The sequence below is a fragment of the Streptomyces sp. NPDC104831 genome (genome assembly GCF_055583025.1).
The window spans coordinates 9,593-25,610 of record NZ_JBVJOT010000016.1; the positions used below are offsets into that span (position 1 = coordinate 9,593).

17 protein-coding genes are annotated in these 16,018 nt (G+C 70.9%); 15 read left to right on the forward strand and 2 right to left on the reverse strand.

From position 1 onward, the window contains the following. Positions 1–250: 250 nt before the first annotated feature. Complete coding sequence (locus ACZ63H_RS13490; RefSeq protein WP_469864468.1) at positions 251–823, forward strand: hypothetical protein; 573 nt, start codon at positions 251–253, stop codon at positions 821–823. Between the two features lie 7 nt (positions 824–830). Here the strand turns inward: ACZ63H_RS13490 and ACZ63H_RS13495 are convergent, their stop codons facing one another. Beyond that, positions 831–1,133, reverse strand: coding sequence for a ferredoxin (locus ACZ63H_RS13495; RefSeq protein WP_467935731.1), 303 nt, complete (start codon positions 1,131–1,133; stop codon positions 831–833). 519 nt (positions 1,134–1,652) lie between these two features. Between ACZ63H_RS13495 and arc the strand changes: the two genes are divergently transcribed. The 6 genes from arc to prcA all read left to right on the forward strand — a co-directional run bounded on the left by arc (position 1,653) and on the right by prcA (position 7,562). Then, positions 1,653–3,419 (forward strand): proteasome ATPase, encoded by a 1,767-nt coding sequence (gene arc, locus ACZ63H_RS13500; RefSeq protein WP_397955137.1) that lies wholly within the window; start codon positions 1,653–1,655, stop codon positions 3,417–3,419. A 231-nt stretch (positions 3,420–3,650) separates the two neighbouring features. Then, entirely contained in the window at positions 3,651–5,162 is a 1,512-nt protein-coding gene (dop, locus tag ACZ63H_RS13505; RefSeq protein WP_469864471.1) for a depupylase/deamidase Dop, read from the forward strand. 171 nt (positions 5,163–5,333) lie between these two features. After that, positions 5,334–5,552: a ubiquitin-like protein Pup gene (locus ACZ63H_RS13510; RefSeq protein WP_356149350.1), complete on the forward strand. Its 219-nt coding sequence runs from the start codon at positions 5,334–5,336 to the stop codon at positions 5,550–5,552. Between the two features lie 166 nt (positions 5,553–5,718). Then, complete coding sequence (locus ACZ63H_RS13515) at positions 5,719–5,952, forward strand: endonuclease VII domain-containing protein (protein WP_469864663.1); 234 nt, start codon at positions 5,719–5,721, stop codon at positions 5,950–5,952. Next, positions 5,904–6,749: a proteasome subunit beta gene (gene prcB, locus ACZ63H_RS13520; RefSeq protein WP_469864473.1), complete on the forward strand. Its 846-nt coding sequence runs from the start codon at positions 5,904–5,906 to the stop codon at positions 6,747–6,749. Before ACZ63H_RS13515 ends, prcB begins: the two co-directional genes overlap by 49 nt. 60 nt (positions 6,750–6,809) lie before the next feature. Then, a complete protein-coding gene (gene prcA, locus ACZ63H_RS13525; RefSeq protein ID WP_469864475.1) occupies positions 6,810–7,562 on the forward strand; it encodes a proteasome subunit alpha in 753 nt (250 codons plus the stop codon). A 73-nt stretch (positions 7,563–7,635) separates the two neighbouring features. On the opposite strand, the gene ACZ63H_RS13530 is transcribed toward prcA, so the two are convergent. Then, entirely contained in the window at positions 7,636–8,652 is a 1,017-nt protein-coding gene (locus ACZ63H_RS13530) for a LacI family DNA-binding transcriptional regulator (RefSeq protein WP_469864477.1), read from the reverse strand. 87 nt (positions 8,653–8,739) lie between these two features. Here ACZ63H_RS13530 and ACZ63H_RS13535 point away from each other — a divergent pair, with 87 nt between their 5' ends. The 8 genes from ACZ63H_RS13535 to ACZ63H_RS13570 all read left to right on the forward strand — a co-directional run bounded on the left by ACZ63H_RS13535 (position 8,740) and on the right by ACZ63H_RS13570 (position 15,824). Then, entirely contained in the window at positions 8,740–9,999 is a 1,260-nt protein-coding gene (locus tag ACZ63H_RS13535; RefSeq protein ID WP_469864479.1) for an MFS transporter, read from the forward strand. A 9-nt stretch (positions 10,000–10,008) separates the two neighbouring features. Further along, the gene (pafA, locus tag ACZ63H_RS13540; RefSeq protein WP_467935744.1) at positions 10,009–11,370 is read left to right on the forward strand and encodes a Pup--protein ligase; all 1,362 of its coding nucleotides are present in this window, start codon (positions 10,009–10,011) and stop codon (positions 11,368–11,370) included. A gap of 141 nt (positions 11,371–11,511) precedes the next feature. Then, entirely contained in the window at positions 11,512–12,516 is a 1,005-nt protein-coding gene (locus ACZ63H_RS13545; protein WP_469864481.1) for an FKBP-type peptidyl-prolyl cis-trans isomerase, read from the forward strand. An 82-nt stretch (positions 12,517–12,598) separates the two neighbouring features. After that, a complete protein-coding gene (locus tag ACZ63H_RS13550; RefSeq protein ID WP_469864483.1) occupies positions 12,599–12,970 on the forward strand; it encodes an FKBP-type peptidyl-prolyl cis-trans isomerase in 372 nt (123 codons plus the stop codon). 143 nt (positions 12,971–13,113) lie between these two features. Beyond that, positions 13,114–14,067: a helix-turn-helix transcriptional regulator gene (locus ACZ63H_RS13555; protein WP_469864485.1), complete on the forward strand. Its 954-nt coding sequence runs from the start codon at positions 13,114–13,116 to the stop codon at positions 14,065–14,067. A gap of 14 nt (positions 14,068–14,081) precedes the next feature. After that, positions 14,082–15,086, forward strand: a complete 1,005-nt coding sequence (locus ACZ63H_RS13560) for a helix-turn-helix transcriptional regulator (protein WP_467935748.1) — start codon at positions 14,082–14,084, stop codon at positions 15,084–15,086. A gap of 187 nt (positions 15,087–15,273) precedes the next feature. Next, complete coding sequence (locus ACZ63H_RS13565) at positions 15,274–15,534, forward strand: hypothetical protein (RefSeq protein ID WP_037654916.1); 261 nt, start codon at positions 15,274–15,276, stop codon at positions 15,532–15,534. 95 nt (positions 15,535–15,629) lie between these two features. Next, positions 15,630–15,824 carry a hypothetical protein gene (locus tag ACZ63H_RS13570; RefSeq protein ID WP_030781300.1) on the forward strand — a complete coding sequence of 65 codons (195 nt, stop codon included), beginning with the start codon at positions 15,630–15,632 and terminating at the stop codon, positions 15,822–15,824. Positions 15,825–16,018: the final 194 nt, after the last annotated feature.

Genomic DNA, 16,018 nt, shown 5'->3' on the forward strand with positions numbered 1-16,018 from the left:
GCGTATCCTTAGAACCCCCCCCCCCCCCCCCCCCCCCCCCCACGCCCCCCCCCCCCCCCCCCCCCCCCCCCCCCCCCCCCCCCCCCCCCCCCCCCCCCCCGTCCGTTGACCCGGCACCGGCACAGGTGCCCCCGCGCGCGGGCCGTCCCGCCGGCGGGCACCGGCGCGGACCCCGCCGTTCCCCCGTCCTGTGACGTGTGGCACCATGCAGGCCATCCCACCGGCACCGCCCTCGCAGGAGACACTCCTCGTGCAGCCATCCGCCGTTCCGGAACTCGCGCACACCCGGACCCGGCCCATCCACTGGGTCGCCACCGCCACGGCCCTCGCGGGCGTCGTGGCGCTCTCCTCGGTCGTCCGGCCCGGCCCGGCCACGGCCGCCCAGCCCGCCCCCGCCGCCCGCACCGGGCCCGCCGCCGCGGCGCCGGGCACCACCGATGTCGACTTCCCCCTGGACTGCGGCCCGGTGAAGGCCGTGGTCGTCAAGAAGGCCACCGGCGACCTGGACGGCGACGGAAGGCCGGAAACCGTCGCCGTGGTCCACTGCGACGCCCCCATGGGCACCCCGCCCGACGGGGTCTACGTCCTCGCCCGGGGCACCGACGGACGCACCGCACGCGTGGTCGCCACCCTGGTCCAGCCCAAGGAGCGCCTCACCGTCACGGATTTCGCCATCCGCGAGCGCGGCGTTTCGGCCACCCTGCTCGGCTACTCCTCGGACGCCGTGCCCAGTTGCTGCCCCGACACGCGCACCCCGGCCACCTGGCGGTGGAACGGGAACGCCTTCCTCCGCTCCACCCCGGCCGGGGCGCACAGCGTCTGAGCCGGACTCACTCCGCCTCGGGGCCGTACACCTCGACCCGGTCCGAAACCCGGCGGACGTGGATGCACTCGCCGGGGCACTCCTTCGCCGAGTCCACCACGTCCGTCAGCAACGGCAGCGGCACCGGCACGGTCGCCCCCGGGGCCTGGAGCAGTTCGTCGTCCGCTCCCTTCACGTACGCGAGCCCGTCGATGTCCAGCTCGAACACCTCCGGGGCGTACTGGGCGCAGATCCCGTCGCCGGTACACAGGTCCTGGTCGATCCAGACCTCCAGCGCCTCGCCGCCCGGGGCCTCCTGCTGCACGGTCATCTCTCCTGCCTTCGGTTCGCCGGACGTCCCGGCGCCCCGAGGGCCGGCCGGGTCCGCACCAGCGGTCGTTGAACACCCCCGACCCTACCTCCGCCCGGTTCCCGGCCATCGGGCACCGTTCGGGGTTTCCGGCCCGTTCCGCCCGGGTACCAGCGCCGGACCGGGAGAGGCAGGCACCGGCGGCCGGACCGATCGTCCCCAGCCGCCGCGGCAGTGACACCGTCCGTCTGAAACGTCGCTCTGCGTGATGATCGTACGAGCGCTCCGAGTGCTGCCCGCGTCCCGGTCGAATGGTCCCCGTACGGACAACTCCGGCCAGTCGCGAAGGGTTTCGACCACAGCATGGATGGAACAAGCTGCTTTCCCCTCACGTTGAGTGGGTATCCCCTCCGTGCGAGGGAGTGTGCAGCGGGTGACCGACGACACACCTTGACAGTCTTTGTGATCTAGGGGTTTCAATCGACACCCACCCAGGTAGGGTCTGGAAGCGTCCAGCTCCCCTTGGAGGAGGTGAGGACCGTGGCAGCCCACGACGACGACATGAACCGCGGCATCCGCCCGGGACGCGGGTCCGACGACCCGGCCGGGCAGATCGCCTACCTTGAGCAGGAGATCGCCGTCCTGCGCCGCAAGCTCGCCGACTCTCCGCGTCACACGAGGATTCTCGAAGAGCGGATCGTCGAGCTGCAGACCAACCTGGCCGGCGTGTCCGCCCAGAACGAGCGGCTGGCCAACACCCTGCGCGAGGCCCGCGACCAGATCGTGGCCCTCAAGGAGGAGGTCGACCGGCTCGCCCAGCCGCCGGCCGGCTTCGGTGTCTTCCTGCAAGCCAACGAGGACGGCACCGCCGACATCTTCACCGGCGGCCGCAAACTCCGGGTGAACGTCAGCCCCAGCGTCGAACTCGACGTACTGAGGCGCGGCCAGGAGGTCATGCTCAACGAAGCGCTCAACGTGGTCGAGGCCATGGAATTCGAGCGCGTCGGCGACATCGTCACCCTCAAGGAGATCCTGGAGGACGGCGAGCGCGCCCTCGTACTGGGGCACACCGACGAGGAGCGGGTGGTCCGGCTCGCCGAACCACTGCTCGGCACCACCATCCGCGCCGGTGACGCCCTCCTGCTCGAACCCCGCTCCGGCTACGTCTACGAGGTCGTGCCCAAGAGCGAGGTCGAGGAACTGGTCCTCGAAGAGGTCCCCGACATCGGCTACGAGCAGATCGGCGGCCTCGGCAACCAGATCGAGGCCATCCGCGACGCGGTCGAGCTGCCGTACCTCTACCCCGACCTGTTCAAGGAGCACGAGCTGCGCCCGCCCAAGGGCGTCCTGCTCTACGGCCCGCCCGGCTGCGGCAAGACACTCATCGCCAAGGCCGTCGCGAACTCGCTCGCCAAGAAGGTCGCCGAGGTCACCGGCCAGGCGGCCGGCAAGAGCTTCTTCCTGAACATCAAGGGCCCCGAGCTGCTCAACAAGTACGTCGGCGAGACCGAGCGGCAGATCCGCCTGGTCTTCCAGCGGGCCCGGGAGAAAGCCAGCGAGGGCACCCCCGTCATCGTCTTCTTCGACGAGATGGAATCCCTCTTCCGCACCCGGGGCTCCGGTGTCAGCTCGGACGTGGAGAACACCATCGTCCCCCAGCTGCTCGCCGAGATCGACGGCGTCGAGGGCCTGCAGAACGTGGTCGTCATCGGCGCCTCGAACCGCGAGGACATGATCGACCCCGCCATCCTGCGCCCCGGCCGGCTCGACGTGAAGATCAAGATCGAGCGTCCCGACGCCGAGGCCGCGAAGGACATCTTCGGCAAGTACCTCACCGAACGCCTCCCGCTGCACGCCGACGACCTCACCGAGCACGGCGGGGACAAGGGCGCCACGGTCCAGGGCATGATCCAGACCGCGGTCGAGCACATGTACGCGGAATCCGAGGAGAACCGCTTCCTGGAGGTCACCTACGCCAACGGTGACAAGGAAGTCCTCTACTTCAAGGACTTCAACTCCGGCGCCATGATCGAGAACATCGTGGGCCGCGCCAAGAAGATGGCGATCAAGGACTTCCTGGAGAAGAGCCAGAAGGGCCTCCGCGTCTCCCACCTCCTCCAGGCGTGCGTGGACGAGTTCAAGGAGAACGAGGACCTGCCCAACACCACCAACCCGGACGACTGGGCCCGGATCTCCGGAAAGAAGGGCGAACGGATCGTCTACATCCGTACCCTCATCACCGGAAAGCAGGGCGCGGACACCGGACGCTCCATCGACACGGTGGCGAACACCGGTCAGTACCTGTAACGGCAGGGCGGCTGCGGGTGCCCTCGACGGGTACCCGCAGCCGCTTGTTTTTCCGGCCACGACCGGAGCAGCCAATGACGCAAATGATCTCCCCACCAGCGCAAAGGCGTTCTAGGCTCGTTCCTACCGCCGAGTCGCGCCGTGCGGGGACGGGCACCGCACACGCACCGGAGCGCCAGCGCACTTGAGCGGCGCCCACGACCGAGGGTGCCGCCGGGCAAGGAGGGCCGCATGACCGTACGGCGAGTAATGGGCATCGAGACGGAGTACGGGATCTCCGTCCCCGGCCACCCCAACGCCAATGCCATGCTCACCTCGTCCCAGATCGTCAACGCCTACGCGGCGGCGATGCACCGGGCCCGCCGGGCCCGCTGGGACTTCGAGGAGGAGAACCCGCTGCGGGACGCGCGAGGCTTCGACCTCGCCCGGGAGGCCGCCGACTCCAGCCAGCTCACGGACGAGGACATCGGCCTGGCCAATGTGATCCTCACCAACGGCGCGCGCCTGTACGTCGACCACGCCCACCCCGAATACAGTGCCCCCGAGGTCACCAACCCCCGCGACGCCGTCCTGTGGGACAAGGCCGGCGAGCGGATCATGGCCGAGGCCGCCGAGCGCGCCGCACAGCTCCCCGGCGCCCAGCCGATCCACCTCTACAAGAACAACACGGACAACAAGGGCGCCTCCTACGGCACGCACGAGAACTACCTGATGAAGCGGGAGACCCCCTTCTCGGACATCGTGCGCCACCTGACGCCCTTCTTCGTCTCCCGCCAGGTCTTCACCGGCGCCGGCCGCGTCGGCATCGGCCAGGACGGGCACGAGCACGGCTTCCAGATCAGTCAGCGCGCGGACTACTTCGAGGTCGAGGTCGGCCTGGAGACCACGCTCAAGCGCCCCATCATCAACACCCGCGACGAGCCGCACGCGGACGCGGAGAAGTACCGCCGCCTGCATGTGATCATCGGCGACGCGAACCTCTCCGAGATCTCGACCTACCTGAAGCTGGGCACGACGGCCCTGGTCCTGTCCATGATCGAGGACGGCTTCATCGCCGTGGACCTCGCCGTGGACCAGCCCGTCCGCACCCTGCACCAGGTCTCCCACGATCCCTCCCTCAAGCGGCTGGTCACCCTCCGCAGCGGACGCACGCTGACCGCCGTCCAGCTGCAGATGGAGTACTTCGAACTGGCCCGCAAGTACGTCGAGGAGCGCTACGGCGCCGACGCCGACGACCAGACCAAGGACGTCCTCGGCCGCTGGGAGGACACCCTCACCCGGCTGGAGAACGACCCCATGAGCCTGGCCGGCGAACTGGACTGGGTCGCCAAGCGCGAGCTGATGGAGGGCTACCGCCGCCGCGACGACCTCGACTGGGACGCCGCCCGGCTGCACCTGGTCGACCTCCAGTACGCCGACGTACGCCCCGAGAAGGGCCTCTACAACCGTCTGGTGGCCCGCGGACGCATCAAGCGCCTCCTGGACGAGTCCGAGGTCGACAGGGCCCGTACGAAGCCGCCGGAGGACACGCGGGCGTACTTCCGGGGCCGCTGCCTGGAGCAGTACGCCGACGACGTCGCGGCCGCCTCCTGGGACTCGGTCATCTTCGACCTCCCGGGCCGCGACTCCCTCCAGCGGGTCCCAACCCTGGAACCGCTACGCGGAACGCGAAATCACGTCAAGGAACTCCTGGACCGCTGCCGGTCGGCGGAAGACCTGGTCAGGGTCCTGTCCGGCAGCTGAGCACGGTCAGCGCGGACTCGTACCGCCCCGGGCGGGCGGGGTGGAAACCCCACCGCCCGGGAATCATCGAGATGGGCCCCGCACGTTGTGGAAACTGCGGGGCCGATGGCGGACCCGGGCTATAGGGTCTGATCATCACCGATCGGCAGGCGAACTGAGCGGGGTGAGGTTATGGCGACCAAGGACACCGGCGGCGGCCAGCAGAAGGCCACCCGGTCCACCGAGGAGGTCGAGGAGCAGGCGCAGGACGCGCAGGCCACCGAGGACCTTAAGGAACGGCACGAGAAGCTGTCGGACGACGTGGACTCGGTCCTGGACGAGATCGACGACGTGCTTGAGGAAAACGCAGAGGACTTCGTTCGAAGCTTCGTTCAGAAGGGTGGACAGTAGGTTTCGCCTGCGAAACGAAGGGGCCAGGCGGGGAGACGGTTGGCAATCGAAGAACGCGTGAAGCGCTGCTCGCGGTGCAGGCAGCACAAGCCGTGAGCGGCGTTCGCGCGAAACAAGGCGATGGGCGACGGGCTCCAGGCGTATTGCCGTGAGTGCGCGTGACGCGATGGTCGCCGCCCAGCGAGGCTTGTGTGCGATCTGTCTGGACGCCCTGCCCGTGCATGTGGATCACTGCCACAAGACGGGTAGGGTCCGTGGCGTACTGTGCTTCAACTGCAATTCGGCCATCGGTAAGTTGCGGGATGATCCCGACGTTGGTCGTCGCGCTGTTGCATACCTGGAAGGAAACCTGTGGAAGCCAACACTCGTAGCACCGGGCGTCTACCAGCTGCCTTCCTGACGCCAGGATCCTCTTCGTTCATGGACTTCCTCGCCGGGCACCAGCCCGAGCTGCTGCCCGGCAACCGGCAGCTGCCGCCCACCCAGGGCGTCATCGAGGCACCGCACGGCACGACCATCGTGGCCGTGACGTTCCCCGGCGGGGTCGTGCTCGCCGGTGACCGCCGGGCCACGATGGGCAACGTGATCGCCCAGCGGGACATCGAGAAGGTGTTCCCGGCCGACGAGTACTCGGCGGTCGGCATCGCCGGCACCGCCGGCCTGGCCGTGGAGATGGTCAAGCTCTTCCAGCTGGAGCTGGAGCACTTCGAGAAGGTCGAGGGCGCCCAGCTGTCGCTGGAGGGCAAGGCGAACCGGCTGTCGACCATGATCCGTTCCAACCTCGGCATGGCCATGCAGGGCCTGGCCGTGGTCCCCCTGTTCGCGGGGTACGACGTGGACCGCGCGAAGGGACGCATCTTCTCCTACGACGTCACGGGCGGCCGTTCCGAGGAGCACAACTTCGCGGCCACGGGTTCGGGCTCGGTCTTCGCCCGGGGCGCGATGAAGAAGCTGTTCCGGGCCGACCTGACCGAGGAGCAGGCCACCACACTGGTGGTGCAGGCCCTGTACGACGCGGCCGACGACGACTCGGCGACCGGTGGTCCCGATGTCGCCCGCCGGATCTACCCGATCATCACCGTGATCACCGAGGACGGCTTCCGGCGGCTCACCGAGGAGGAGTCGTCGCAGCTCGCCCGCGCGGTGCTGCAAAAGCGCCTGGAGGAGCCGGACGGCCCGAAGGCCGCCCTGCTCTGAGCGCGGGCCCGGTCTTATCAAGGTGATCCAGTGACCATGACAGAAAGGGACGGATAACCGGTGTCGACGCCGTTCTATGTCTCACCCCAGCAGGCCATGGCCGACCGGGCGGAGTACGCCCGCAAGGGCATCGCCCGCGGCCGCAGCCTGGTCGTGCTGCAGTACGCCGACGGCATCGTGTTCGTCGGCGAGAACCCGTCCCGCGCGCTGCACAAGTTCAGCGAGATCTACGACCGGATCGGCTTCGCGGCGGCCGGCAAGTACAACGAGTACGAGAACCTGCGGATCGGCGGCGTGCGCTACGCCGACCTGCGCGGTTACACCTACGACCGCGACGACGTCACCGCGCGCGGCCTGGCCAACGTCTACGCGCAGACGCTGGGCACGATCTTCTCCTCGGCGGCCGAGAAGCCGTACGAGGTGGAGCTGGTGGTGGCCGAGGTCGGGGAGACCCCGGAGGGCGACCAGATCTACCGGCTCCCGCACGACGGCTCGATCGTGGACGAGCACGGTTCGGTCGCGGTGGGCGGCAACGCGGAGCAGATCAGCGGCTTCCTGGACCAGCGGCACCGCGACGGCATGAGCCTGGCGGAGGCCCTGAAGCTGGCGGTGCAGGCGCTGTCGCGGGACACCAACGGCAGCGAGCGGGAGATCCCCGCCGAGCGGCTGGAGGTGGCGGTGCTGGACCGTACGCGTCCGCAGAAGCGGAAGTTCAAGCGGATCGTCGGCCGGCAGCTGGACCGGCTGCTCGCGGCGGACGGCGCGAGCACGGAGGCGGAGAGCTCGGCGGAGGAGAACTCCGAGGAGGAGTGAGCCCTCGGTGAGCCCCCTCGCAGCGCGTGCGTGAGGACGCCCCGGCCCACCAGGGCCGGGGCGTTCCGCGTTCTCAGGGGGCGGCGGGCGGGGCGGTGGAGCCCCGGACGACGAGGTGGACGGGGATGTCCCCGCTCTCGGGCCGGCGGCCCTCCAGGACGGCCAGCAGGGCCCGCATGCCGCGTTCGCCGAACAGTTCGGCGTCCAGTCGTACCGTGGTCAGCTCGGGGTCGATGGCAGTGGCCAGGGCCAGGTCGTCGAGGCCGGTGACGGAGATGTCGTCGGGGATGCGCAGGCCGAGGCGGCGCAGGGCCTTGTAGGCGCCGGCGGCGAGTTTGTCGTCGTCGCAGACGATGGCGGTGGGCCGGGGGCCGGGTGCGGCGAGGGCGGCCTCGGTCGCGCTGAGCGCGCCGTCGATGGAGATCGGGGCGCGTGCGGTGCGGACCTCGGTGCCGGGGACGGCGGCCATGCGGGCGGCCAGCTCCGCCGCGCGGATCTCGAAGGTCCACGAGGGCACGTCGGCGGCCAGGTGGAGCACGCGGCGGTGGCCGAGGCCGAGGAGGTGGGCGGCGACCTGGCGGACGCCGTCGGCGATGTCGAGGTTGACGGTGGCGGCGCCGAGGCTGCCGGCCGGGTCGCTGTCGAGCATGACGAGGGGGAGCTGGTCGCCGCGGATGGCGGTGAGGGCGTCGGCGGCCATGGAGGAGGCGATGACGCCGTCCAGGGCCGCCTGGGCGGAGGCGAAGGGGTCGCGGGCGGGGCCGATGCCCTCGGGAGAGGGGTAGAGGACGACACCGAAGCCGTGTTCGGCGGCCACGCGGGCGGCGCCGGTGTAGACGCCGGCGAAGAACTCGGTGGTGAGGGCGGGCACGACGAGCAGCACGGTGCGGGTGCGGCCGAGGCGGAGGTTGCGGGCGGCGAGGTTGGGGCGGTAACCCAGCTCGCGGGCGGCCTGGCGGACGCGTTCGGCGGTGGTCTCGGAGACCCGGCCGCGCCATTTGTCGCCCAGCACGAGGGAGACGGCCGCCTGGGAGACCCCGGCCGCGTGGGCGACGTCCCGGCTGGTCGGGCGCGTGCTGCTGCGTGCCACGGTGGGCGTGCTCCTTCGTGTGGACGTGCGAACAGCGCTCATGGTACGTATGAAGGGCGACGTTATACGTAACACTTGGAGGCGGGCATGGCCACGGGATACCTGGAGATCCTGCGGGCGAGGCATGCGCTGCGGCTGCTCGCCGGGACCTTGGTGGGCCGGCTGCCGAACGCGACGGCGGCCATCGCCCTCGTGCTCTTCGTCCGCGCCGAGGGCGGCAGCTACAGCCTGGCCGGCGCCCTCGCGGCCGTGTACGGCGTCGCCAACGCCGTCGGCCAGCCGGTGCTGGGCCGGCTCGTGGACCTGTACGGCCAGCCGCGCGTGCAGCTGCCCGCCGCCGTCGCGGCGGCCCTGGCGATGGGGGTCTTCGCGCTGTGCGGCACCGGTCCGCTGCCGCTGGCGTACGCGGCGGTCGCGCTGTCCGGCCTGTTCACCCCGCCGCTGGAAGGCGGTCTGCGCGCCCTGTGGCCGTCCGTGCTGCGCCGCGAGGAGCAGGTGCACACCGCGTACGCCATGGACGCCATCGCGCAGGAGGTCATGTTCACGGTCGGCCCGCTGCTGGTGACCGTGTGCGTGTCCGTGTGGGACGAGCGGGCCGCCCTGCTGGTGCTGAACCTGCTGGGCGTGCTCGGCGCCCTGTCGGTGGTCGTCTCGCCGCCCTCGCGCGCGTGGCGCTCGGCTCCGCGCGAGGCGCACTGGCTGGGCGCGCTGCGCTCGCCCGGCCTGCTCGTCCTGCTCGCCGCCTTCCTGTTCGTCGGCATCGCGCTGGGCTCCATCACGGTCGCCGCGGTGTCCTACGCGGACGGTCACGGCGGTGACGCGGTCTACGGCTGGCTGATGGCGGGGCTCGGCCTCGGCGCGCTGGCCGGCGGCACGGTGTACGGCGCCCGCCGGTGGGCCGGCCCGCCCGAGCGGCGGCTGCGGGTCCTGGTGGCCCTGCTGGCGGTGTGTTACCTGCCGCTCACGCTGACGCCGGGCACGGTCCCCATGGTGCTGCTCAGCGTGGTCTCCGGCGTCTTCCTGGCGCCCTGCATCGCCTGTGCGTTCATCATCGTGGACCGGCACGCGCCGCGCGGCACGGTCACCGAGGCGTTCTCCTGGCTCGTGACGACGTTCACCGTGGGCGCGTCGGTGGGAACGGGCCTGGCGGGGCCGGTGGTGCAGGCCGGCGGAACCGTGTGGGGCTTCGGACTGCCGGGCGTGGCCGGGGCGGTGTCGTTGCTGGTCCTGCTCGCCACCGGAGGGGTCCTCGCGGCTCCCGCGCGAGGCGCGGTCGTTGCGGCTTCATCGGAAAATGATCCAAATCGTGCCGCCGAACCCCGTTTCAGCTCGGGGGATCGGGCGTAATGTTCCTTCATGGACCGCCGCATTTTCGGGCTGGAGAACGAGTACGGCGTCACGTGCACGTTCAGGGGACAGCGCCGCCTGTCTCCTGACGAGGTGGCGCGGTACCTCTTCCGCCGTGTCGTGTCATGGGGCCGCAGCAGCAATGTCTTTCTGCGAAACGGCGCCCGGCTCTATCTCGACGTGGGCTCGCATCCGGAATACGCCACCCCCGAATGTGACAACGTGATCGAACTGGTCACCCACGACAAGGCCGGCGAGCGCATTCTCGAAGGACTCCTGGTGGACGCGGAACGACGCCTGCACGAGGAGGGAATCGCGGGCGACGTCTACCTCTTCAAGAACAACACCGACTCGGCGGGCAACTCCTACGGCTGCCACGAGAACTACCTCGTGGCCCGGCACGGGGAGTTCTCCCGGCTCGCGGACATCCTCATCCCCTTCCTGGTCACCCGGCAGCTGCTGTGCGGCGCCGGCAAGGTACTGCAGACCCCGCGCGGGGCCGTCTACTGCGTCAGCCAGCGCGCCGAGCACATCTGGGAGGGCGTCTCCTCGGCGACGACCCGCTCCCGTCCCATCATCAACACCCGCGACGAACCGCACGCGGACGCCGAGCGCTACCGCCGGCTGCACGTCATCGTCGGCGACTCGAACATGTCGGAGACGACGATGCTGCTGAAGGTCGGCGCCACCGACCTGGTGCTGCGCATGATCGAGGCGGGCACGGTGATGCGCGACCTCACCCTGGAGAACCCGATCCGGGCGATCCGCGAGGTCAGCCACGACATCACCGGCCGGCGCAAGGTGCGCCTGGCCAGCGGCCGGGAGGCCTCCGCGCTGGAGGTGCAGCGCGAGTACTTCGACAAGGCGCTGGACTTCTGCGACCGCCGGGGCATCCGCACCGGCACGGTCGCGCGGGTCCTGGAGCTGTGGGGCCGCACGCTGGAGGCCATCGAGACCGAGGAACTGGACCGCGTCGAGACCGAGATCGACTGGGTCATGAAGTACAAGCTCATCGAGCGGTACCGGGCCAAGCACAACATGACGATGTCGCATCCGCGGGTCGCCCAGATAGACCTCGCCTACCACGACATCCACCGCCGTCGCGGCCTGTACTACCTGCTGGAGAAGAAGGGCCAAGCCGCCCGGATCTGCAACGACTTGAAGATCTTCGAGGGCAAGTCGGTCCCCCCGCAGACCACTCGGGCCCGGCTGCGCGGCGACTTCATCCGGCGGGCGCAGGAACAGCGCCGGGACTTCACGGTCGACTGGGTGCACCTGAAGCTCAACGACCAGGCGCAGCGCACCGTCCTGTGCAAGGACCCGTTCCGTTCGGTGGACGACCGGGTGGAGAAGCTGATCGCGGGCATGTAGCGGCACCGGGCGGGCCGTCCGCCCGGGCACGACATGCCGGAACGCCACACGGGCGCCGTACGTTGTCCGTACGGCGCCCTTGTCAGGTCGTAGAGTTGCGCGCACGTCCTCCGCAAGACCGACCGATTACGAGGCTCTTCCGTGCGCCGACGCTCGCTTCTCCTCGCCGCCGTACCCGCAGGACTCCTGACGCTCGCCGGCTGCGGTGACGACTCGTCCGACTCCGGCGAGACGGCTCCCTCGCCGTCGGACTCGGCCTCCTCCGCGCCCCCGCCGAAGATGGTGCAGGGGCCGCTGCCGGCGGTCACGGCGGGCGAGAAGTTCGGCGAGAAGCCCACGGTCGCCAAGGGCCAGGGCGACCCGTCGAAGAACATCGCGGTCCGGACGCTGATCGCGGGCGGCGGCCGGACGGTCGCGGAGAACGACTTCATCCGCGCGGACTACCTCGGCCAGATCTGGGACACCGGCAAGGTCTTCGACAACTCCTACGACCGCAAGCGCCCGCTGGTCATCCAGCTCGCCCGGGGCAGCATCGTCGACGGCTGGCGGTACGCCCTCCAGGGCAAGAAGGCCGGCTCGCGCGTGCAGATCGCCGTCCCGCCCGCCTGGGGCTACGGCAAGGACGGCAACCCGCAGGCGGGCATCAAGGGCACCGACACCCTGGTCTTCGTCATCGACGTGATCGAGTCCTTCAACTCCGCCAGCTCCGCCAAGGGCACCGCGGTGCCGCAGGACGACGCCGCCCTGCCGAAGGTGGGCACCGACACCGACGGCAAGCCGCCGAAGGTCACCGTGCCGAGGACGGACCCGCCGAAGGAGCTCGTGTCGCGGTACGTCCTGGAGGGCGACGGTCCCGGGCTGAAGGCGGACCAGACGGTGCTGTGCCAGTTCCAGGGCCTGGTCTGGGACGGCGGCAAGACCTTCGAGCGGACGTACGGCTCGAACCGGCTCAGCCAGTTCTCGCTGAAGCAGATGCAGGAGGTGGTCAAGGGCCTGGCCCAGGGACTGACCGGCAAGAAGGTGGGCAGCAGGGTCCTGGTCGTCGTCCCGCCGGAGCTGGGCTACGGCGACAACCCGCCGCAGGGCGGGGTCATCAAGAAGGGCTCCACCCTCGTCTTCACGGTGGACATCCTCGCGGCGATGTAGCGCGGGGCCGAGGCGGGCGGGTGACCGGCGGGGATGAAAGACTGTCCGGGATTCGTGCCGAACACAAGCAGGAGCTTTTGACGTGAACATCGACAAGCCCGAGATCGACTTCCCCGAGGGCGCGCCGCCGGCGGACCTCGAGATCAAGGACATCTGGGAGGGCGACGGCCCGGTCGCGCAGGCGGGCCAGACGGTCACCGTCCACTACGTGGGCGTGGCCTTCAGCACCGGCGAGGAGTTCGACGCCAGCTGGAACCGCAACTCCCCGTTCAGCTTCCCGCTGGGCGCCGGCCGGGTCATCGCGGGCTGGGACCGCGGCGTGCAGGGCATGAAGGTCGGCGGCCGCCGCCAGCTGACCATCCCGGCCCACCTCGCCTACGGCGACCAGAGCCCGACCCCGGCGATCAAGCCCGGCGAGACGCTCATCTTCGTGGTGGACCTCCTCGGCGTCTGATCCCCGCCAGGGCGTCCGGATCCGACCGGACGTGATCACCTGGGGCCCATGCCCGTCCGGGCATGGGCCCTCGGCTTTTGCGCGCGCCCCGCGGGGCGGTACGGTCATCGGTCGGAAGCACCATAGGGAAGCGAAGGGCGTCGATGGCCATTGCCAAGGCCGAGCGGCTGATGAACCTCGCGCTGTGCCTGCTCGGCGCGCGCCGGCCGCTCAGCAAGCGCGAGCTGCGCGAGTCCATCGAGGCCTACATGGAAGCGGGTTCCGACGACTCCTTCAACCGCATGTTCGAGCGGGACAAGGACGACCTGCGCGAGCTGGGACTGGTCATCGAGACCGTCGAGAACCTCGACGGCGAGGTCGGCTACCTCGCCCGCCGTGACAGCAACCGCTTGCCCCCCATCACCCTGGACGCCGAGGAGGCCGCCGCCCTCGGCCTCGCCGCCAAGGTCTGGCAGCAGGCCCGGCTGGCCGGCGCGGCCAGCGGGGCCCTGCAGAAGCTGCGCGCCGCCGGCCTCCCCGAGGACGTCGACCCGTACGAGGCGCACGGCGCCCTGGAGCCGCGCATCCCGGTGCACGAGGCCGCCTTCGAACCGCTGATGCTGGCCTGCCGCGACCGCCGCCCGGTCCTCTTCGACTACCGCAAGGCCAACGCCGCCCGCCCCGAGCCCCGGAACGTCGAGCCGTGGGCGCTGGAGTGCTGGCGCGGCCACTGGTACCTGGCCGGTTTCGACCGCGACCGGGGCGCCGAACGCGTCTTCCGGCTGTCCCGGATCACCGGCAAGGTCCGCTCCCGCGGTACGGGCTTCACCGCGCCGGTGCCGGACGTCGTCACCGTGCGCGAGACCGTCGCGAGCTGGGCCGGGGAGATCGCCGACCGCTCCGCGCTGATCCGGCTGCGGTCCGGCGCCGGTTACCCCCTTCGGGCGAAGGCCGTGAAGGTCCGGGAACTGGGTGATGGCTGGGACGAGTTGGAGATTCCGTACGGGCACGGCCTGGACGCCTGGCTGGTGGAGTTCGGGCCGGACGTGGTGGTCCTCGAGCCGGCCGAGCTGCGGGCCGACGTGGTGGACCGGCTGCGCGCCGTGGCCAGGGACTGAGGGGGAGCGGGACAGTGGCAGGCAAACCGGCCAGGACCGGCACCGCGATCGACCAGACCCGGCGGATGCTCTCCCTCGTGACGTATCTGCGCGAGCGCCCCGGCGCCCGGATCGCCGACGTCGCGCGCGCCTTCGGCATCAGCGAGGACGAGCTGGTCGCCGACCTCGACGTGCTGCCCATGTGCGGCACCAGCTTCCGCGGCGGCGATCTGCTGGACATCGACACCGACGGCGAGCGCATCTGGTGGCACAACCCGGCCGCGCTCGGCGAGGAGGCGGCCGAACCGCTCCGGCTGGCCGCCGACGAGGCCACCGCCCTGCTGGTCGCCGCCCGTGCCGTGGCCACCCTGCCCGGCCTGCGGGAGAGCGACCGCCAGGCCCTGCTGCGGGCCACCGCCAAGGTGGAGACCGCGGCCGGGGAGGCGGCCGGCGCCAGCTCCCGGCTGTCGGTGACGTTCGAGTCCGAGGGCGGTGTCTTCGCCGACGTCGACCGGGCGATCTCCGAACGCCGCCGGCTGTGGATCCGCTACTACTCACCGGCCCGCGACGAGGTCACCGAGCGCGAGATCGACCCCATCCGGCTGGTCAGCGTCGGCCACACCTATGTGGAGGCGTGGTGCCGCCGCTCCGAGGCCCGGCGCACCTTCCGGCTGGACCGGGTCGCCGAGATCAGGATCCTCGACGCGCCCTCGGCCCCGCCCGAGATAGAACTGCGCGACCTCTCCGAGGGCCTGGTGCAGCCGGCCGCCGAGGACCCGGAGGTCGTGGTCGAGGTCGGCCCCGGCGGTCGCTGGGTCGCCGAGTACTACCCCCACGACAGCGCCGAGGAACTGCCCGACGGCGGACTGCGCATCACCCTGCGCACCCCCGACCCGGCCTCGCTGCGCCGGCTGGCGCTGCGGCTCGGCCGCGACGGCCGGATCGCCTCGCCGCCCGAGCTGGCCGAGAGCGCCCGCAGGGCGGCCCGCGAGGCCCTGGCGGCGTACGACGTCCCCGCCGGCGCGGTGCCGGTGCCGTAGGCGCCCGGGGCCGGGCGGCCCGCGGGACCGGGGCCGGGTGGCCCTGACGGCGAGCGACCAGGTGTGATCGGCTGCGACCAGAGGATTCGGCTGCACCAGAGGAACGATCAGAGGAACGACCAGAGGAAGCCAGAGGAAGAGGGAGCGAGGGCCTGTGAGCGAGTCTCCGGAATCCGGTGCGGATGAGATGACGGTGGCGACCGCCTTCGCGGGGATGAGGAGGGTGGCCCCCGTGGTGTTCAAGGCCGGCTGCCCCGACTGCCGGGGCCGCTTCGAACTCGCCGCGAGCGCGCTGCGGCTCGCCATCGGCGCCAGCAGCAGGACGACGTTCTACTCCTTCACCTGCCCCGACTGCGGCGCAGCGGTCCGCAAGCCGGCGGGGGAGCGGATCGTGGAACTCCTCACCGGCGGCGGGGTGCGGACCCTGCGCCTGCACTCCACGGTGTGACGGGCGGCCGGTGACCGGCCGGCCGCGGGCCCTGGCGGCGCGGGGCGCGGACCGTGGTGGCGGACCGCGGCGGGGGACCGTCTAGTCTCGTCGTCATGTTCTGGCCGATGTTCGCCGTAGCCATGGGATTCCTGGGTCTCGCCGTGCTGGGGGTGCTCGCCGTCCGGGTGTTCGTGGCGGCCCGTCGCCTCGGACAGCAGGTGACGGACTCGGCGCGCCGCATCAACCGGGCCGCCGAGGACCTGGAGCGGGCGACCGTGAGCGCGGCCCGCGCCGTGGACACGCTGTGAGCCGCGCCCGACGGTGGCCGTGAGACCAGCGATACAAGCGATTTGGGTCGCTTCGCCCTGTCATGCTGCCCTGCCGGACAGGTACCCTGCTGGTCGCGGTGCGGAGAACGAGGCCCGCACCGTGGACCGGGAGTACGCACGGGGATTGCCTCACGTTTACCCCTGAGCGTTACGATCGCTGCCAGCACGACCAT